Origin of the sequence: Sphingobacterium daejeonense, from assembly GCF_901472535.1 — a bacterium.
GTDB lineage: Bacteria > Bacteroidota > Bacteroidia > Sphingobacteriales > Sphingobacteriaceae > Sphingobacterium > Sphingobacterium daejeonense.
In genome coordinates, this window is record NZ_LR590470.1 from 2868992 (window position 1) to 2888719 (window position 19728).

Annotated in this window: 18 protein-coding genes and 2 pseudogenes; 18 read left to right on the top strand and 2 right to left on the bottom strand. The window is 35.6% G+C overall.

Annotated elements, in window-relative coordinates:
* Window positions 1-52 precede the first annotated feature (52 nt).
* The 13 genes and pseudogenes from FGL31_RS13900 to FGL31_RS13960 all read left to right on the top strand — a co-directional run bounded on the left by FGL31_RS13900 (window position 53) and on the right by FGL31_RS13960 (window position 10400).
* Window positions 53-304, top strand: a complete 252-nt coding sequence (locus FGL31_RS13900; RefSeq protein ID WP_138092284.1) for a hypothetical protein — start codon at window positions 53-55, stop codon at window positions 302-304.
* Window positions 305-544: 240 nt separating this feature from the next.
* Window positions 545-1922, top strand: a pseudogene (gene mnmE / locus FGL31_RS13905) (tRNA uridine-5-carboxymethylaminomethyl(34) synthesis GTPase MnmE).
* 300 nt (window positions 1923-2222) lie between these two features.
* Window positions 2223-2717: a helix-turn-helix domain-containing protein gene (locus tag FGL31_RS13910; RefSeq protein ID WP_197734274.1), complete on the top strand. Its 495-nt coding sequence runs from the start codon at window positions 2223-2225 to the stop codon at window positions 2715-2717.
* Between the two features lie 4 nt (window positions 2718-2721).
* On the top strand, window positions 2722-3426 hold the full coding sequence (locus tag FGL31_RS13915; protein ID WP_138092288.1) for a phage integrase SAM-like domain-containing protein: 705 nt from the start codon (window positions 2722-2724) through the stop codon (window positions 3424-3426).
* The gene (locus FGL31_RS13920; RefSeq protein WP_197734275.1) at window positions 3411-3869 is read left to right on the top strand and encodes a site-specific integrase; all 459 of its coding nucleotides are present in this window, start codon (window positions 3411-3413) and stop codon (window positions 3867-3869) included. The genes FGL31_RS13915 and FGL31_RS13920 overlap by 16 nt, the downstream gene beginning before the upstream one ends.
* A gap of 3 nt (window positions 3870-3872) precedes the next feature.
* Window positions 3873-4712 (top strand): hypothetical protein, encoded by an 840-nt coding sequence (locus FGL31_RS13925; protein ID WP_138092292.1) that lies wholly within the window; start codon window positions 3873-3875, stop codon window positions 4710-4712.
* A gap of 85 nt (window positions 4713-4797) precedes the next feature.
* Window positions 4798-5142: a helix-turn-helix domain-containing protein gene (locus tag FGL31_RS13930; protein ID WP_138092294.1), complete on the top strand. Its 345-nt coding sequence runs from the start codon at window positions 4798-4800 to the stop codon at window positions 5140-5142.
* A gap of 230 nt (window positions 5143-5372) precedes the next feature.
* Window positions 5373-6494, top strand: a complete 1122-nt coding sequence (locus FGL31_RS13935) for an AAA family ATPase (RefSeq protein ID WP_138092296.1) — start codon at window positions 5373-5375, stop codon at window positions 6492-6494.
* A 99-nt stretch (window positions 6495-6593) separates the two neighbouring features.
* Window positions 6594-7679 carry a DUF6371 domain-containing protein gene (locus tag FGL31_RS13940; RefSeq protein WP_138092298.1) on the top strand — a complete coding sequence of 362 codons (1086 nt, stop codon included), beginning with the start codon at window positions 6594-6596 and terminating at the stop codon, window positions 7677-7679.
* A 143-nt stretch (window positions 7680-7822) separates the two neighbouring features.
* Window positions 7823-8242: a hypothetical protein gene (locus tag FGL31_RS13945; protein ID WP_138092300.1), complete on the top strand. Its 420-nt coding sequence runs from the start codon at window positions 7823-7825 to the stop codon at window positions 8240-8242.
* A gap of 260 nt (window positions 8243-8502) precedes the next feature.
* Window positions 8503-9030: a terminase small subunit gene (locus FGL31_RS13950; RefSeq protein WP_138092302.1), complete on the top strand. Its 528-nt coding sequence runs from the start codon at window positions 8503-8505 to the stop codon at window positions 9028-9030.
* A gap of 189 nt (window positions 9031-9219) precedes the next feature.
* A complete protein-coding gene (locus tag FGL31_RS23735; RefSeq protein ID WP_197734276.1) occupies window positions 9220-9645 on the top strand; it encodes a hypothetical protein in 426 nt (141 codons plus the stop codon).
* A 347-nt stretch (window positions 9646-9992) separates the two neighbouring features.
* Complete coding sequence (locus FGL31_RS13960) at window positions 9993-10400, top strand: PIN domain-containing protein (protein WP_232046761.1); 408 nt, start codon at window positions 9993-9995, stop codon at window positions 10398-10400.
* A gap of 2207 nt (window positions 10401-12607) precedes the next feature.
* Here FGL31_RS13960 and FGL31_RS13965 read toward each other — a convergent pair.
* Window positions 12608-13000 (bottom strand): hypothetical protein, encoded by a 393-nt coding sequence (locus FGL31_RS13965; RefSeq protein WP_138092304.1) that lies wholly within the window; start codon window positions 12998-13000, stop codon window positions 12608-12610.
* Window positions 13001-13484: 484 nt separating this feature from the next.
* On the opposite strand from FGL31_RS13965, the gene FGL31_RS22720 reads away from it, so the two are divergent.
* The 5 genes from FGL31_RS22720 (at window position 13485) to FGL31_RS13985 (ending at window position 18438) form a co-directional block, all read left to right on the top strand.
* Complete coding sequence (locus FGL31_RS22720; RefSeq protein WP_171017681.1) at window positions 13485-13640, top strand: hypothetical protein; 156 nt, start codon at window positions 13485-13487, stop codon at window positions 13638-13640.
* 274 nt (window positions 13641-13914) lie between these two features.
* A complete protein-coding gene (locus FGL31_RS13970) occupies window positions 13915-14790 on the top strand; it encodes a hypothetical protein (RefSeq protein ID WP_138092306.1) in 876 nt (291 codons plus the stop codon).
* Complete coding sequence (locus tag FGL31_RS13975; protein WP_138092308.1) at window positions 14732-15907, top strand: hypothetical protein; 1176 nt, start codon at window positions 14732-14734, stop codon at window positions 15905-15907. Before FGL31_RS13970 ends, FGL31_RS13975 begins: the two co-directional genes overlap by 59 nt.
* Window positions 15901-17862 carry a hypothetical protein gene (locus FGL31_RS13980; RefSeq protein ID WP_138092310.1) on the top strand — a complete coding sequence of 654 codons (1962 nt, stop codon included), beginning with the start codon at window positions 15901-15903 and terminating at the stop codon, window positions 17860-17862. Before FGL31_RS13975 ends, FGL31_RS13980 begins: the two co-directional genes overlap by 7 nt.
* Window positions 17863-18168: 306 nt before the next feature.
* Window positions 18169-18438, top strand: coding sequence for a hypothetical protein (locus FGL31_RS13985; protein ID WP_138092312.1), 270 nt, complete (start codon window positions 18169-18171; stop codon window positions 18436-18438).
* Between the two features lie 77 nt (window positions 18439-18515).
* Here FGL31_RS13985 and FGL31_RS13990 read toward each other — a convergent pair.
* Window positions 18516-19589 (bottom strand): annotated as a pseudogene (locus FGL31_RS13990) (YbjQ family protein).
* Window positions 19590-19728: the final 139 nt, after the last annotated feature.

Sequence of the window (19728 nt, forward strand, 5' to 3'; positions counted from 1 at the left end):
GTAATTTTTAAATTACCTTAAAATTAATGCCTCCTATCTCCTATTTTTAATTATGAGAAAAATAAAATTCACACTACCTACAATTGGCTTAATTGCCATTTTTTTTCTTACAACATCATTATTTACTGCATGCAGCAAAGATGAAAATGGTAATCCCAAAGACCATAATGTAAGATATGAGATTACAGGAAACATAACTGTTCCTGTTACTATTCAGTATACACCCACTGTCGACGAGAACGGAGATTTTGACGATGACTATGAAGTTACCACCAACCTGCCATGGAAAAAGATGTGGTTATAGCATATAATGCTTCAGGTGCGGGCTGCAATGTTTCCGCAGACGACGCAAGCCCAGGACAACAAGTAACTGTCAAGATTTTCGAAGACGCAAAGAAGTAATCAACCATAAAGGAGTTGTTGATGGAGACGGAAATCTGCAGATCAGCTTGAACCATGTTTTTAAGAGGTAAAAATAATTTTTAGCATCAAGGGCAAAGGGTCGAATTAGTTACTACTAAATACTATTGTTATCTTTGCCCTTATGTCTACAGGGTTAATTTCACAAGATACTATTATTGCATTGGCGACCTCTCCAGGTGCTAATGGTGCTATTGCTGTTATTCGTCTTTCAGGATCTAAAGCAATTGCTTTGGTCAATGAAGTCTTTAAAGGTAAAGACTTGACAAAGCAGGCCTCTCATACTGTTCATTTCGGAACGATTAGGGATGGTGAAAGCATTATCGATGAGGTTCTGGCTACAATTTTTGTCGGCCCCAATTCGTATACGAAAGAAGATACTGTTGAAATATCGACTCATAATTCAGCTTATATTATTGAGCGAATTATTACCCTATTGATCAAAAAAGGTGCTCGAGCGGCACGTGCTGGGGAGTTTACATTACGCGCGTTCCTAAACGGCGGAATGGATCTTTCTCAAGCTGAAGCCGTAGCCGACCTGATTGCCTCCAATTCGGCAGCATCTCATCAAATCGCAATGCAGCAGATGCGTGGCGGTTTCTCTAACCAACTAAAGAAACTCCGCGAAGACTTGGTCCACTTTGCTTCATTGATTGAACTGGAACTGGATTTCTCTGAAGAAGATGTGGAGTTTTGCCAACCGTGATCAATTAAAAGCTTTGATTCAGCAGATTCATGCTGTTATCGCTAAACTAATCCGTTCGTTTGAACAAGGGAATGTGTTGAAGAATGGGGTTCCAGTTGTTATTGCCGGCAAGCCAAATGTTGGTAAGTCTACCCTACTCAATGCCTTATTGAACGAGGAACGTGCTATTGTTTCTGATATCGCGGGTACGACACGTGACACGATTGAAGATGAAATCAATATCAATGGTGTAACTTTCCGTTTTATCGACACTGCAGGAATCCGTCATACCGAGGATGTTGTTGAGGCCATCGGCGTGGAAAGAACTCGTGAAAAAATGAAACAGGCAAGATTGATTATCTACCTCTTCGACCCTACTCAAGACCAGATCTCAGGAGTGCAAGAACAAATTGAATACGTGGAAGGACTGAATATTCCGTTTGTCACTATTATTAATAAGTCTGACCTGATCACAGATGCTCAAAAAGAAGAATATGCCGTGCTGAATCCAATCTATATTTCTGCTAAACACCAAATCGGTATCGAAGAACTGAAAGAAGAACTCCTAAATCAAGTTAACCTTTCGAATATCAATACCGATGATGTCATGGTAACCAATATCCGCCATGTGGAAGCTCTGCAAAATACTCAAGAGGCTTTGGAAAAGGTATTGTATGGAATTGATAACCCGATTACATCGGATTTCCTGGCAATGGATATTAGACAAGCGCTGCATCACTTAGGGGAAATTACTGGGACAGTTACTACAGATGATCTGTTGGATAATATATTTAGTAAGTTTTGTATCGGGAAGTAACCATGATAATTTAGGATTATTTAAAAACACTTATAAACACTAAAATAGCTGATTACTAATTAAAAATGATTATCTAAATTATTACAAATAATCAATATTACCAAATAATTAATCAAATATTTGTACCTTTGATGTACCTAATTTATTTACAATTTATTTTTTGTACCTAATTAGGTTTACAAAGTTTACATATTTTACTTATTTAAACAAGTATAAACTAATTTAAATTTAATGAGCTCCAATATTCAAGTCACTAGGATTTGCCAACATTGTTCCAAAGAATTTATTGCCAAAACAACTGTGACTAGATTTTGCTCTGATTTATGCGCAAAAAGAAATTACAAATTAAGGCAGAAGCTCGAAAAGATCAACAGCTCCGACATTGAGACTGCTAATCAAAGAATAAAGGTCACCCCAAATAATGTAAAAGATATCACAAGCAAAGAGTACCTATCAGTTACTGAGGTTGGCCAATTGATAGGTTGCTCCAGGCAGAACGTTTATAAATTGATTAACACCGGAAAACTGACCGCATCCAATCCATTAGAGAGAAAGACTATTATAAAAAGATCCGATGTCGACAAGATGCTTAAAGATAATGAAGTCAAAAATAAACAGAACCATGTAATTATTGATGAGACTCCTGAATATTACTCTATGCATGAGATAGAGGTTAAATTCAATATGTCAGAAAAGGCAATTTATGAATTGATTAAAAGGAATGGATTAGAGAAAATTAAAAGGGGCAGATACTCATTGGTTCTGAAGAAAGAAATAGATAACCTATTAAGCTAAAATCATGATAAAGGTAAAAGTAAGAAACAAACCCTTAACAGACAAAAGGAAGCTATCTCTTTATCTTGATTTCTATCCAGCTATTCTAAAAGATGGCAAGGAAACTAGAAGAGAATTTATCAAGACTTATATTTATGCTAAGCCGAAATCCGATCAAGAGAAACAACACAATAGAGAGAAACTTTCATTTGCTGAAGCATTAAGGCTTCGTAGAGAAAACGAAGTAAATAAACCTGAGATTTATGCAAGCCATGAAAAAGAGCTTCTTAGACGTCAGGAAATCGGATCAAGATCTTTTAACAAATATTTTCTTAAGCTGGCCAAAAAGAGAAAAACTTCCAATTATAAAACTTGGTTGACCTCTATTGACTACCTAAATGCATTCCATCCTAATGAGTTAACTTTTAAAGACCTGACAGTTAACTTTATTGAAAATTTCAGAGATTACCTTTTATCAGCTCCTTCAATTAGATCCAAGACATCCAAAATATCCAGGAATACCGCATCGAGTTATTATCTTAAGTTCAAAGCTGCACTGAAGCAAGCCTATAAAGATGGACTTATTGAATCAGACCTGGGGTCACGTGTAGAAGCGATCAAAGTAGAGGATTCAAATCGTGAGTTTTTAACCATTGAGGAGTTAAACTCTTTAGTCCACACACCGTGTGTGGATCCATTGATGAAAAAAGCGCATTGTTCAGCGCATTGACGGGATTGAGATTTTCAGATATTAAAGGGTTACGGATCGCACAAGTTGTTAAAACAGACTTAGGTTATCACCTTGAATTCACCCAACAAAAAACCGGCAAATTTGAAAGACAGCCAATTAGTGATCAAGCATACAAAATGCTTAATCTTAAGGAAGGATCCAGAGGGAATGATCTTGTCTTTAAAGGACTTAAATATAGTGCATACAACAATAAGTTTCTTGCTCAGTGGATCGGGGCTGCAGGAATAACGAAAAATATAACTTTTCATAATTTTAGACATACATTTGCCACTCTTCAATTGCATTATGGAACAGATATTTACACCGTTTCCAAGCTTCTTGGTCATAAATCATTGAAAACAACTCAGATATATACCAAAGTTTTGGACCAAGCAAAACAAGATGCTGTGAATAAGATTAAGTTAAATTTTGATAATGAATAGGTTATGAAAGTAAGAGATTATATTCCTTTTTGGGGATTTGTATTTAGTTCTGAAACAATGCTTAGAATTGGAGATGGAGATCTCTATGGTCTACTTGATAGTGAGAGTAATGAAGTTTTAATGACTTCAATCAAAGGTAATTATATATATACTCAACATCTTTTTGAAGATGAAAAATATGAAGATTTTGAACTTGATGACAGTTTAATTTATGCTTTATATTGTGATGATCACCTTCATTTTACTACCTATATAAATAAAGTTGAGCCCGAAAATGTTACAATAGAATTAAGGTATTTATATGACAACTATGTAGAGAATGGTGGAAAGGCATTAGATTGGTTAAATCTAATGATCCTAGATGTTGGAACAATGATAACTAATTATAATATAGAAATTAGGCACACCATTCAAAAGAATATTATGGAGTGGTACGAAACTGCTGTGAAGTACGATAAATATTTTAAAGATAATTCGGTCGATCCTGGCTTTTTCGATTCCCCCAAAGAGATAAACTCACTTGAGGATATATTTGATCCTAAATACCATAATTATATCTTTAAGTTCCTGGATGCTATTAGAGTAAGTAACCCTCCTGTGTTAAATAGCGAATATAAATTTATTGAAGGTCAGGGGAATAAAGGTTTTTTAGGTATGTTCCTAAGAAAGTTAAAAGAGGAAGGTGTCATAAAAATAAAACTCATTCCGGAACATTCATCACAAATCTCAAAATTATTTGGATTCAATAATAGACTATTATTTAGCCAAAACAGAAATTATCTATTTTTAGACAATCAAGTTTCAATCGAACGAAAAATTCAAAGTATAATAAAGAGTATTTAAAATAAATTTTCTCGACTGTCGAAATAGTCGAATTGGTCGAAATATTTCTAGCTTAACTTTGTCATGGATATTAAATTAAATTGATATGCTTGACATAAACTTAACATTTGATCAACTTCCTTCTGAAGTTGCTAGGCAAGGGAAAATGCTAGATAAAATAATCGATATTTTATCGAATAATGAACATTCAATTGTTTCAGCAGAATTTGAAGATAGACTTCTAGTTTTTAACGAAGCCTGCCAATACTTAAATCTTTCAAAACCTACCGTATATCGCAAAGTTTCAAACAGAGAGATCCCCCATATTAAAAGAGGAAGGAAACTATACTTTTATGTTAGTGAGCTAAATGCCTACCTCAAAAAAGGTAAAAGAAAAACCCTAGAAGAAATCCAAGAAGAAGCTAACCAATTCGATAAAAAAAGGAGATAAATCCTATCTCCTTTAAGTACACTAAACAAACAAAATCCACACATCAGAAAACCAACTACAGGTTTCAGCACGGAGCTGAAGCCAAGGAATTTATTGTTTAATTAATTCAATAGTTAAAGGTATGAAAAATACTGTAAATAAACAAGTTAAACCTTGTTTAAGTCGAGATTTAAGATTGTGTGAGGAATGGATGATTATACCAGTATTATCCTCAAAGATTGGAGGTATAAATGGGCGCTCCTAAACTAAAGGCACTTGAAATTCAAAAGGCAGTTGAACAATCATTCAACAGTTTCCAACAACCGGATATAAATGACAAACTATTAGATCTTTTAAAGAAATCGGAACTCAATCCTGATTCAAATTTTGATAAACCTGAATCTGTTTTGTCAATAATGCAACCTAATGGAGAAGTACCAATGTTCGTAAGGGGTTCGATATCACAAATTAACGGTAAAGCTAAAAGTGGGAAAAGTACATTTCTAACCATCGCAGTTGCAAATGCAATAAATGGCAGTGATTATGACGAAGAGGTTTCCTTCATAGCAAAGGGAAATATTAGAGTACTATGGTTTGATACAGAGCAAGGTGGATATTATGCGCACCGAACATACAAAATGACATTAGCCAAGCTCAAAAGCGATAAATTATTGCTACTAAAATATTTCGATCTACGGGAACATGATGCAGAAACTCGCTTAAAAATGATTCAATTAGCATTAGAGATAAATCAAGAAATAGGGCTGGTGATTATCGATGGCACTAGAGACTTATTATATGATTACAACGATCCCAAGGAATCATCCAAGCTGGTAACTGAACTCATGAGGCTTTCAACCACCTACAACTGTCATATCGTGAATGTCCTTCACTTGAATAAAAGCAATGGAGAATCAAGGGGACATCTCGGAACAGAGCTTGACAATAAATGCACATTGACCATGGTTGTTAACAAACTCGAAGATACAAATGGAGCATCGATTGAAACAAAACTCAATAGAGATGCCCCTATCCTACCTATTGAATTAATCAGAGAAGATGATGGCGAAATATATTTAAGAGAAGGATTTATTAATAGATCAGGAAATAAAGCTGAACCCATTACATTGCTAGATGAGGACCATATGAATATTTTAAAAGAAGTATTTACTAAAAAAAGTGAGTATAACTCTGGGGAATTTAGCTCAGAATTAAAGAAAACGGTTTCTAGTTACATTAATCGAAGCGCTCCTGATTCATTTATTAGACCGCTGATTAAGCAATACCAAGCGAAGGGATTTGTTTCTTTTCAAGGTGGAGGGAATAAGCGGTCTATTAAGTTGGTTGAGTCTGTTAACAAACTACCTAACTAACTCAAACACCAAGGTTAATTCAGTCAGTTGGTTGCCCCTTATATATATAAGGGCAACTAACCAACTAACTGGGATTACAGTTTCATAAAATTACTGAGTATGTCAAACTATAGATATCAACTGGAACCATATCGCGGAATGAGATCGAGATACGAATGTCCTAGCTGTGGAAAGAAAGGAAAGTTTGCCAAGTACATTGATATAAAAACAAGGGAATACGTGGACACTTTGGTAGGTAGATGTGAGAGGTCCGGAAGCTGCGGTCACCATTATACCCCTAGTCAATACTTTGAGGACAACAACATCAAACCTGCAAAAAGAGAATTTCATAGACCGGTCCGCATAGCAAAGAAGGAAACAAACCATATTGAAAATGATATCCTAAAGAATTCATTGAATGCATATGATCAGAATAACTTTGTTGAGTACTTATTGAGCAGGTACGGTACTGAAATAACTATGAAAGCTGTTGTTGATTATAGGATAGGTACTTCTAAACATTGGCAAGGCTCAACAGTCTTTTGGCAAGTAGATAAGGACTCAAAAATTAGAAGCGGCAAGATCATGCTTTACAACCCTGAAACATGCAAAAGGATCAGAGAACCCTTCAGTCATATTCAATGGGTTCATTCTGCCCTTAAGATTAAAGATTTCAATCTTTCTCAATGCTTATTTGGCGAACACCTTTTAAATGGCAACAACAAGCCTGTGGCAATAGTAGAAAGCGAAAAGAGTGCTATAATAGCTAGTCTATATTTTCCGAAATACATTTGGCTTGCATGCTGTAGCCTACAAGGCTTAAATAAGACGAAATGCGAGGTGTTAAGAGGACGTGAGGTTATATTATTCCCCGATTTAAAAGGCTTGCACACGTGGCAGGAAAAGGCATCAGAATTGAAAGAGCTTACCAAGATAACCGTTTCTACATTTTTGGAGGAAAATGCAACTCAGGAGGAAATTGATCAAGGATTAGATATTGCAGATTACCTTTTAAAATATGATTTGAGTGAATTTTCGGAAACCATAAAAAAGGAAAATAGCGAATCACAATTAATAGAGTTTCTATCAGAGCTGTCTACATTTATCCCTGAGAAGGAACAAGTATCAGATGGAATTGAAACCATTGAAGATTTCAAACAGTACATCATTGATGCGACAGCCAATCCAAATGGCAAAAGAATTTGAATTAAGAACTATATACCGCATCATGCACATGAATGGGTATAAAGAATTTGAAAACAAGTATTAAACAATAAAACAGGAGGAAAAGATGAGAAGGAAGATTGTTAATCCAAACGATTCAAACAAGAACAGAAAGAACCGGTTAAATGCTAATCATTTCATTGCGTTTGACAGGAAGTATAAAACCCGGTGATTTAGTTTACCATTATACCTTATTCCACGAACCAGGAAATATATCGGTTTATACTTTGAGAGGAAAGAAGTTCTGTACCGTATGGTATGAAAACGGTAATGAATTCATTGATAACGTTCATGAGCTTTCCGAGGCATTGGGATATGAAACAACTCTTCAGATGTTGGGAGACTACCATTTTTGGGAAACTGCCATTGGACTCAAAGAGAGGTTTGGAGTATGGCCGATCTATCGCTTCAATTGGCTTGAGGTGAATTATGGGACAAAGATATTTCGAATTGACAAAACCACGGGAATTGAAGCTCAGGAGCTATCAGAGTATATAAGGGATAAATGGTTGGATAGTGTAGAGATGATGAAACGATGCGGTTAAATACAAAGGAAAAGCTAAAGAAATTGTTGGGGTTGTCAAATGACTGCCAACTAGTTGGATTTGATGGTGATATTAACTACCGGTACTACATCTATGAATGCAACGGCAAAAGATTCAAGATTATATGTGACCGCATCACCAAGGAACATTACATAAAAACTTGACGATGATTTTGCTATTGCTATGGGATATAACAACCATCTTCAAATGATGTCAAAGGATCATGTAATAGGACTTTTTGAATCAATAAGAAAAGATATATGGTAGATGGGTGTTTAAGAGGGTTTGATACGGAGGTTAAAATGAATAATAAAAAGAAATCAATGTTAGAGGCATTGAAAGCAAAAATGGGGAATGTGACTGCAGCTTGCCATGCGGTGGGGGTTAGTAGAAAAACTTTTTATCAATGGAAGAAAGAAGATGAGGAGTTTAGAACGAAATCTGAGGAAATGAGTGAAGTTGTATTGGATATTGTCGAGGACGCTTTGTTATCTCAGATTCAAAATGGTAATTCAACTTCTACGATATTCTATTTGAAAACTAAGGGTAAAAGCAGAGGATATATAGAGAAACAAGAAATTGAGAGTACGTCTAAAGTTGACGTCACATCAAACTCCTTAGACATTTCCTGTTTAACATTGGAAGAGAAAAAGACACTTAGGGATTTACAACGTAAGCTCGTTAGTCATAATGAGCAAATAAACGAATCTAAGCGCACAATGATTGTGTTTACTAATGGTTCTAGATCAGAGAATGAAGAAGAGAAAGATATTGAATATGACGACTGAAACAAAAGGTAACAAATATGTGTAAAAAAGAAGATTACTAAAATTTTTAGTTATATTTGTTCATTCATAATTTAGGTTAATAATTGGTTTGTAAAGTCCTTACACCTCCCCGGTGTAGGGATTTTTAAAATAATTTGATTATTTTGAATAAAAATATTATCAATCATTCTGATTTTGTTAATTTGCATTGTGGAAGAACAAGGATACATAGAATTAAGGATTGAGAATTTTCAAAAGAATCTAGATCCAAAAGATATCGATATTGCTGACATAAAATCTGTTATTAGTGATATTGAGACCTTTTTATATCCTACTAAAGAAGAAAAGAGGACCAGACCTCATGTGTCCTATGACATTGAAAAAGGTTCGGCCAAACATAAATTTTTCCTCCCAATATCTGCTGTTATTTTATTCAATGGTTTAACGTCTGAAATCAGGAAAAGAGATTCAATTGACTTTCTTGATTATAAACGACAGGAGGTCATAGATAAATTTCAAAAGATAGCCATTAAAAATGGTTTAACCATAGAATTTAATTCATCAATTAGTCAGGAACCGACATTAATCATTGACAACAAATCAGATTTTCAATTAATTTATTCCAAAATTCTATGAGAGTGAATTCTATTTATATGGAGAAATATATCAAGAGGGCGGGAAAAAACCTAATATCCATATAACTACTAGTGAATATGGAAATCTAACCATTGCCACTACAAAGCAACAGATAATTGATGGAGAAAAGAAATCTTATAAACCTTATGGGATAAAAGCGAGCGGAAAGAAGAGTTTAGAAGATGGTAGGATTTATGACCTTTCCCTAATCGAGTTTATAGCTTATCAACCAGTGTTTGATAAAACCTTACTGCAAAGAGCAATAAAAAGTGCCTCTGCTAACCTTGAAAAAATCAAGAACTTGGACAAATGGATTGAGAATTTAAAAGCTGACGGGATCTAAAATAATGATAAATAGTATTAAAAGTGTGTTATTGGATAACTCATTTGTCACCAGGCTTTTGAAAGGCGATGATCCTTTACATCAGAATGTGGTTAATTATTATGAACATTTTCTGAATAATGGAGTAGTTATGTATCTATCAACAATCGTTGTTAGTGAATATTCGGTTGCGGATGATCCTATTAACTTATTATCGTTGAAAACTTTTCGATTATTGGAATTCGATTATCAAGACGCAAAATTATCTGGTGAACTATATAAAGCCTTAAAAGACAATAATGAAGCCCGGAATAGTATAGAGAGAAAAGTTATTATTAATGATTTAAAGCTGTTTGCTCAAATTCAAGCTCGGGGAATTGAATCATTTATTCAAAAGATGTTAAGGCGTTTTCTAAAATGTTTACCCCTTTGAAAGAAAATGGTTTAATTAATTTCCATTACTTTGACCTTTCAATCCCCCTTAATGAATTAAAAGGAACCTTATTTTAGGAGTTTCAATCAAATAAGTTAAAAGCCCTTGCTAATTTAAAAGTAAGGGCTTTTTATATGATCATCTCTTCCGCACCAAATTATTGCAAGGTATACGTTTTGTCATACAAAATCGATCTTGCTCAAAAAACAATATTTTTTCGATAACAAATTGCGGTTTCCTTATTTGAGGGTAATTGGGGGATATAAAATTGCATTAATGTGCAGTAATGTGCAGTAATATTCGGCGATAAAGCGAGTAATTGCGAGTAAATGCGAGTTGCATGGCAGTAATTTCGGCAGTGAATTTATCGCGACTAATTGCGACTAATTGCGACCAATTAAAAGATTTTGCGCTAATCTGCGCTAATCTGCGCTTAGGAAAAACTGTTAAAGTGGTTATTTATACTGTATTTATACAATTGATCATTTCATCATAATTTTTTTATACTGTATTTATACAACTCTAATTTCTTGATAGAGATAATCACCTATTATTCTCAGCTACTTCTACATTTGTTTTGAAAGGTGGCAGGATGTCCCTTTGTATACACAAATGGGAGAATGATTTTAGAAACCGCAACTAATAACAACCTCAGAAAACCTCAGATTAATAAGCTGTCAAAACCTGTTATTTAAATGTTGACAAATGTTGACATTCGAACTTGTCAAAACTTGACATTGAAAACCTAACAAAACCTAACATTCAAGTGGCCCTCAGCTTTACAATATTTTACAATTAATCATTAAAAAAGAAGATATCAGCTAGGCTAATCTGCCTAGTATCAAGTAGATCATTCATAAAATATTAGTCCATACCTCAACACATTTCTATTTTTCGGAAACCATAAAAAAGAGACTTCTGTGCTATCTGTTCACGCATATTAATAATTTCTGCCCCTTTATAAAAAAGACAGATACGCATACTTCGTTGCTATCTGTTCGTATATGATGTCGTTTCCAGAAATATAAAAAAGGATCTTCAGATAATTTTCGTTGGTCATTACACGTGCGCGCGAGCTGACCGAGAATTTTGTCGCCTTTAAAAAAAGAAATGGACGAACTTTGTGGTTATCTGTTTATGCGTAAAGACTTCATTGGTATCTGTTGGCGTGTATACCCGACTTCTTGGTTATCTATTTATGTGCGTGGTAACACTTCACTGAATCCAAATCTGGATTGGAGTGATTTTTGTACACGCATCCGTATTCTTACTCGTAAAAAAAGAAAGGTTTTTCTAAGATCATAACAGGTGTGAAGGTTTTAACACAGTCATTACGCGCATAGAGGATCCTAATTAATTGGTCTTAGTAAATGGGAAAACCGCATCATTGGCTAAATGAAGATTTTTCAACAAGTGTTATGTGCGCACGGTATAAGCGCGAATCCAGGCAACAGAAGATTATTGGGGCATTGTTACGCGTATACGTGCAAAGTTTCCCGAGCTATAAAAAAGATCACATTGAATTTTTACAGTCCATACGCGCGGGTATAAGATGTATTCTTGGAGTTTTCGTCGGTCTCTATGCGCGCGTAAGGACGCTTATTAAAAAAACTTCTGGGTCATCTGTTTCGCGTGGGTGATTTGAATTTTCGGAGTCCATACGCGCAGGTGACATCCATTCAGAATAATAACTTAGTTAAACAATGTAATACGCAGTTTTAAATTTAAGCCTATTTTAGAGGCGTGTGTTGAATTTATTATTAAAAGCGGTACGTTTACATGCTCTAAAATTTTCGCGCTCTTAAATCGCTTTAAAATGCGCTAAAGTATACAATTAGAATATTGTTATTTTGATAATCTGATATAAAGTTAGATTGATATCATGTTATAAAATTGGTTGAGCTACTCATCGTTAAAAGTGACAAGAGTAGCTCCAATTTACCCAGTGATATTTTTGTAGTGCAAGGTGTGTATTTGTTCGTACAAATTACATCTATTGCCTGTTCCAGGGTAAGCCGGTAAAGCTATAGGAAAATATACCCCTCCCCAACTTTGGGGAGGCTTATTGCAAGGTGTATTTCTGTATATACAAAAACCATCACACTCAACTGATTTTCCTTACTGAATGGTGTATATGTGTGGCCACATAAATCTAAAATACCTATTGATTTTCATCAAATGCAAGAAGTACTTTCGTATATAGGAAATTAGTTATTTAGCTCAGATGCGGTAACAGTATATTGTAATCTTAGAACATTACTTTCCCCACTCTTTACTACTTTCTTGATCTCCTTACCGTTCAACAATAATGTAATTGAATAATCGGAATTAGGAACTTCAGAGGTATTGATACTTAACATTACAACATCACCACCTTTTACCTTGTCCTTGATCTCTATTTTTTTGTCAAGCCCCTTCCCTCCTTGAAGTTTGCCCTCATAAAAACTATGATAAGCATACTCTGCTTTCGTCCCTCCAGGATTAAAGATGTAGGTAACATTAGAATCTGCCGTAGGATCTATTTCAATGCTCTTGTCTTTACCGCAGCCAATAAGTAAAATCACTGATAATATAATTAGGAAGTAAGTTTTGGCATTCATGATATAAATTGTGTGGTTTGTTTGGCAAATCTATAAAATATTTATAATTATTCCTTTGATAAGTATGGTTATTGATTGATATTCAGTATATTTGTGTATATAGAAAACACGGAAAAGTGGGAATGATGAGTGGGGTTTTCTATAGCTTCTTTCAAACAGGTACTTCTAGAATACCTGTTTTCCCTTTAATCCGTGGTTAACACTTATTACGAAAGGAGCTTAATTACAATGAAAAATCAAATTAACCAAACACCGCATCCAAACTTCGAGGATGACGAAGCCTACTTCCAAAGAACTAGAGAATATAGAAGAGATCTTCCAAGCCATGGAAGATCATGATTTTTATTCAATTGAAGATTAATAGTATGATAAAATCAATAGTGAGTGAGTTTGGACAGCTAGGCTGTTACGAAGGTGAATATGAGGATAAAGATTTTACATATTACTCCTTATCGAATAATGGTGCCACCATACACCTTAATTGTTGAAAAGTCTACGGGTAGACGATTTTTTTAAATCTGATGAAAACCTAGCTAATATTCTTGGTTATAACAGTATGCAGGAAGCATTACAAGTTGATGAAATTATGGATTTCTATATACAAAAGGAAAAAGAGGAAGGTTATTGGATTTTAAAATAGATTGATTTAAAAGGATTAGAGGGGATAGATTATGGCAAGATTACAGGTAGAAATAGATGGTAATGCAAAATGGGCTAAGTAAAATCCTTTGGAATAGCTTCTAAAAGTGTTGATCAACTAGAGAAGGAAATTAAGGATTTACAGAAAAACCCTCAAGAATGAGCTTGATGAAAATCTATTGCAAAAATCAATGGAAAAATAAAAGATGCTCAATCTGAATTGAAGCGTATCAATGGATTAAGCCTTAATCCAATCACTAATCAATTCAATAATCTTGGTGCGTCTGCAGGGGTTGCCAAATGGAGCGGCTATTGAGGTAGGACGTGTGATTCAAGATTTACCTTATGCAGCCAATAATTTTGGTTCTATTGGTAACAACATCACAAGAATTACTGAGCAATTCGGAATGTTAAGACAACAGACTGGCTCTGTTTCAGCTTCATTTAAAGCTCTTGGAACATCTTTGATATCGTCAGGAAACTTAATTTCACTAGCTTTTTCAGCTGCAATAACAGGATGGACACTTTGGCAACAACATTCAGCCAAGGCACAAAAAGCCACAAAAGATCTTGAAGATGGTACCAAATCTTACATTGAGACCCTAGAAGGACTTAAGCGTGCATCAGGCGAAGGACAGGTGAATGCTCAAAAGGATTTAACTAACCTTAAACTGATGTATGAGGCTACTCAGAACCTTACAATTCCAATGAAGGACCGTAAGAGAGTAGCAGATGAACTCATCAAGCAATATCCTAAACAGTTCGAGGGATTGACCACTGAGGCTGTATTGGCAGGTAAAGCATCTCAGGCTTATGATAAGCTTACTGCTTCAATCACTGCTACGGCAATGGCGGCTGCTTATGCTAATAAGATGACTGAGAATGCTCAGAAGCAACTCAACAACTATTTGCAGATAATTGATAAGCAGAACCAGGCTAATAAGTTGAGTTTGGCAATCGAGAGAGAGAAAGCATCTATCAGTACAAGTGCCGCAGGTTCTGCAGGTGTAGGAGCGAGTAGTGCGGCCCAGTATCGTACTATTGCCGCTATCGAAGAAAAGCGAACCGTCATTTTGAACGATATCAATAAGCTTGGTAAGGAAAATTCTGATAATAACCAACGAAAACAACCTGCTTCAAAAGAACTATAATGACCAGATAGTTAAAGGTGCTGATGCAGGCGGTAAGCTGTCTACACAGTTAGACAAAGTAGGTAAAACCACTAAAGAGGCTAAAGACATTATGCAGGACTTAGTAGGTTCTGTAATGAGCGAATATGACCGTAAGATATTTGAGATCAACAATAAGTATGACGAGATATTCAAGAAGATCAAACTGATTGGTAATTCGAGCAAGCAGGCTGATGCATTCGGCTTGGCTACTCAAGCTAAGCAGTTTGAAACTCTGCAAGCTCAGGTTAACAGGTACATTGAAACTGTCAAGGGTATTTCTCCTACAGGATTGAGAACACTTACTAATAACAATATCAGTTCTAGTACATTACCTGGATTGTCTGATGCAACAGATAGGATCAATAAGCCTACTAAATCAGTACTTTCAAAGGATGACAAAGACCTTGAAAAACGTCTTGGACGTGTAGTAGAACGTGGATTCCGATCGGGCTTGGATAACATCCTGAGCAGTATGGATGACCTTGGTAATAATTTTAAAGAGGTATTTTCGAATGCTTTTTCCACTATTTCAGGAAGCTTCTCAAAGGTTTTTCAAGACATGATGGTAACTCAATTGGGGGATAGTTTTGCAAAAAAGATTAACTCAGATGACTTCGAATTATGGAAGGGATTAGGCAGTAAATTATCAAAAGCTTTTGTTGCAGGCGCCTCAATGGCGGGAGGGTTAATATCAAACCTCACTAATAAAACAAGTTATGTTGGACAAGGTATAGGAGCTGGTTTATCAGGGGCTGCATCGGGAGCGGCTGCAGGAGCGGCTATCGGAGGTAAGACTGGTAGTATTTGGGGAGCGGTTGCAGGTGGATTGATTGGAGCGATATCAGGCATATTCGGAGCATCATCAGCACGTAAGCAAGAGAAGATCCAACAAGAACAGCTCTTAGAACAGAAGAAACAAACAGCCCTTATGGAGCGTCAGAATGCTCTAGCATGGGCAAGTAATATAAGCGGAATGATGACCGTAAATGGGATCGTCAATGGTGTTGACCGTAATGCAAAAGGTCAACTAGTTGCTAAAGTAAGCGGACAAGACTTGATGTTCATACTGAACAGAACTGGAGGTGAAAGATGGTAAAGTACCGTTTACCATACAAGTCATTTGACAACAACGATTGGCTTGTAACTTTTGATATTAAAAATTTTGAAGGTGATGCGGTTGATATCCGTGGGATTGCTACTCAAGCATGCTCCATAAATTATAATGGTAGTGCCCCTGATGATGTGTGGAAAGGAATTATAACCACCGCATCCGCTGATATCAACGTATATAATCAAGGTCAGATTGACCTCATTGAGTTGCTAGGCTTTGCCGACATGGACTGCTTGGTCACAGTATATCGAAACAATGAGATTAAGTTCAAAGGATATTTAATAGTTGATGGTATGTATATAGACTATCAAACAGTTCCCCATCCTGTTCAGTTAAGGTCCATTTGTGGACTGAATATGTTGGATGGAATGCGGTATGCTCCTTTCGGTGCGGAATTAGGTGATAGATGCCCTTTAAATTATTTTAGAAGAATTTTAGTTCAACAATTGGGTATTGACCTGCCCATAAGGTGGAGCACATCTTTACAGGCTTTAAATGAGGAAATATCAGGAGATCCATTTATAAATGCAAAATGGGCTCAGTACGGAGACGGGGTAATAATCAATCCGACTACAAACAGAATTCAATATAAAAGTTGTTTATATATTATTGAGGGATTGACGAAAGCCTTCCAATGCCGAATAGTTCAGGCTGATGGTGCATGGTGGATATTAGGGATACATGAACATCATAAAGATATAATCACATATTCACAATGTGCCAATTCAACGGGTCTTCCAGTAGTCACACAGCACGCAAGAGATAGTGTTAGACATATAGGTTCAGATTATTCTTTTGTCAAAGAAGATTCGAAGATAAGTTCCACTCCGGGATTAGGATCATTTGAAATTACATATGAAAACAGTCAATTGGAAAACATACTTCCTAATGGAGGTTTAGATCAAAGGGTTACCGGACAGCTCACATGGTGGAACGTCGACGAACCTAGTGGAATTATTATGCAAGAGTTCCAAGACATCACAGGGCGTGGAGGTAGTGCAGTCCAGTTGCGAGCATATGGTTCGGAAAACAGGTCATTTAGGTTAGTTGAGCCTTTGCCAATAGATGGCCATGTATTATTCAATACATTTAAATTGGGTTTTTCTTTCTTCCCAATTAGTGGTTTTCAACTTGATGAAAACGGTAACATTGATTGGTCAAAAAGGCAGCTTAAAGCATCTGTTAAATATACGGTTCAAGAAAACGGAACAATTGTAGATTATTACCTAAACGAGTTCGGTTACTGGCAGAGCTCAAATGGACCGGCAAACCAGCAGGTTACCGGTACGTCCTGGCATCCTTCTGGAGACTCATTTTCAATAGCGTTTGACCAAAACAAGAATTTCGATATTGGAGATCAGGTTAACATAGTAATTATTAGAGGAGGTGTAATCATAAGACATACAATCACTTTTAGTGAACCTATGGACGTTGAAAATGGAACTAACTTCATAGCGGATCAGATAAATGATGGCTTTACCTCTACTCCTAATGCCTGGACAGTTTCTATAAACAATACCGATAATGACTCGCGTAATACCGCATCCACAAGGAAAGAATTGGATTACTTTAAATATATCCATTTTAAGACTACAGATCCTTTAAAGCTAAATGTACAGGCAGTAGCTTTCAATTATCAAGGGGCAGGTAGTCTGGAAAATAAAATTGTTGACCCAGGGAACATATACCAACAGCCTACACTGGGAGCTGGACTATTATCAATTGAGTTCATAGTTCAACCAGGACAGGATTTTGTACTTGATGATATTTGGATGAAACTTAACTCCAACAAGGATGTCTATAAAGCCTCATATAATGACCTAGGAAACACTAAGAGCGACGAAGACACCCTAAATATTTCGACCTCATTTAGCGGCTTCATGGGCTCTAATTTGATGCAACGATATAGTACGTCAAATATTGACTGGAAAATATACTGACGGTATAGCGGTCGGCACTCTTACGGACCTTTATGCTCAAGCTTTTATGCGGTTTAGATATAAAAGCAGTATAATATTTGAAAGTAGTATAAGCACGGAGGGGAAAAGATTGGAGCTATATAGACAATTACACTATCGAGGGGTTAGATGGTAAATTTATCCCCTGTTCAAATGTTTCGTACAATACAGAGGATAATGAGGTTTAGGTTATATGCAATGCAGGCAAGGAACGATAACATTCAATTGACAGTAGAGCATTTCGGAACTGAAGATAAGGAAAAGGATAACACAAAATAACGATTGGAAATGGAAAGAGAAGTCGTATTAATTTTGGAACACGCACATAGCGAGCATAATGACAAGCATTATAGAGGATTTTATAACGGTCATGAAATAAAGATACTGTCTCGGTACCGGGACGATGGAAGAAAAAATTACTTACGTTTGAACATGGGCTTGGCCAAGGCTTTAGAATGCAATGATATAAATGACCTCAATCATTTATTACTTAATTATAAATGTAGATTGGTCGGGTTGCATAAGGATAAAATGGAGGTAACCATATTCCTCAATTAATTTAGGATCTTTTCTATCATCATATATTAAGATTAGCTTATTTAATGGTTAATCCGGATTTTCTCCAACCCTATCAATTATTTGGTAGGTTTACTTAATAATTCTTCCAATACTTCAATCTTTTCAATTAAATATTTTTTAATTACCGGAGGATGCGGTGTGTTTGATGTATAACCAAATGCATCTTTATCGCAATGACCGCATCTGAATCCATTAACTTTCTTGCCACAGCTACAATCCCAAACCTTTACTATATCTTTCGAAAACAGGCCCTTGCTTACCTCTTCTCTTTCGGTAGCTTTCAGGGGAAAGAATTCATCATATTTGTCTATTACAGATTTTAGGATTTCCAAATCATCCTGATCATAAAAATTCTTTTTTGCCCCAAGTAAATGTAGAGCAGCAGCCTTCCCTCCTACCTCAGCCAATTTGTTAATAACCATGGAAAGATCAATAGCCTCTCTATGTCCAACCAAACCACATAATGTTTTGATGTTGTTAGCATCAGTGGTGAATAGATAATTGTAGATAAATGGTTTAAAATCCTCGACTGGCAAGTTCTCTAAATATTTATAAACTGCATCCGCTCCTTCTCTTTCATCATTAAGTGTTGAATTGAAAACAGCCTCATCTAGCCATTTAGGAGTTAAAATCAGAAAATCAGGTATACTGGAGGACTTTATTTTCTCAAGATCGCTAGTAGATATCTTGACTAAAGGAGTGTCTGTAATCTTAATGATTAATCGTTTAGCCTGTATTTTAAGTGCAACCAACTCACCATTTATAGAGGTTATATTATTTCTGGTAATTTCTTGGTTTGAAAATACTGCCTTTACTGGCATCCCCGTAACGCTTACCATCAGCATCTGCATTCCTTTACCCGAAATTTCATTGTAATCTATTTTAAGACCTATTATTGCATTGGCCCCTAGTTTAATGGCTTGCTTCTCTATATTTGATAATGCTTGTTGGTAAATAGCTTATAAACGCTTTTCATAACTCTCCGAGCGACCGCCGAATAAATCTGTAAAAGAAGCGGATATATCGCCAAAGATATTTGTTCCAACAACCACGTTGGCTGTTATTGGCGTGAAGTATCTAGATATTGTTGAATTCTCAATACTATTGGTTGTGGTGATGTGAATTGGCATAGAATATATTTTCTTCGAAAGTTAAGTATAAATTTAGTATTGTGTTATGGGAATCCGTATAATAGAATATTATTTTAAATGGACAAAAAAGTATTACTAATATTTTAATGTTTTATATCGTGTCTTGTTAAATACTATG

Coding starts and splice junctions, on each gene's coding strand:
- FGL31_RS13965 (WP_138092304.1), bottom strand. CDS start 13,000: ATGAATGCCAAAACTTACTTCCTAATTATATTATCAGTGATTTTACTT.
- FGL31_RS13960 (WP_232046761.1), top strand. CDS start 9,993: ATGATAAATAGTATTAAAAGTGTGTTATTGGATAACTCATTTGTCACC.
- FGL31_RS13900 (WP_138092284.1), top strand. CDS start 53: ATGAGAAAAATAAAATTCACACTACCTACAATTGGCTTAATTGCCATT.
- FGL31_RS13940 (WP_138092298.1), top strand. CDS start 6,594: ATGTCAAACTATAGATATCAACTGGAACCATATCGCGGAATGAGATCG.
- FGL31_RS13980 (WP_138092310.1), top strand. CDS start 15,901: ATGGTAAAGTACCGTTTACCATACAAGTCATTTGACAACAACGATTGG.
- FGL31_RS13915 (WP_138092288.1), top strand. CDS start 2,722: ATGATAAAGGTAAAAGTAAGAAACAAACCCTTAACAGACAAAAGGAAG.
- FGL31_RS13935 (WP_138092296.1), top strand. CDS start 5,373: ATGGGCGCTCCTAAACTAAAGGCACTTGAAATTCAAAAGGCAGTTGAA.
- FGL31_RS13930 (WP_138092294.1), top strand. CDS start 4,798: ATGCTTGACATAAACTTAACATTTGATCAACTTCCTTCTGAAGTTGCT.
- FGL31_RS13950 (WP_138092302.1), top strand. CDS start 8,503: ATGGTAGATGGGTGTTTAAGAGGGTTTGATACGGAGGTTAAAATGAAT.
- FGL31_RS13925 (WP_138092292.1), top strand. CDS start 3,873: ATGAAAGTAAGAGATTATATTCCTTTTTGGGGATTTGTATTTAGTTCT.
- FGL31_RS13985 (WP_138092312.1), top strand. CDS start 18,169: ATGGAAAGAGAAGTCGTATTAATTTTGGAACACGCACATAGCGAGCAT.
- FGL31_RS13945 (WP_138092300.1), top strand. CDS start 7,823: ATGCTAATCATTTCATTGCGTTTGACAGGAAGTATAAAACCCGGTGAT.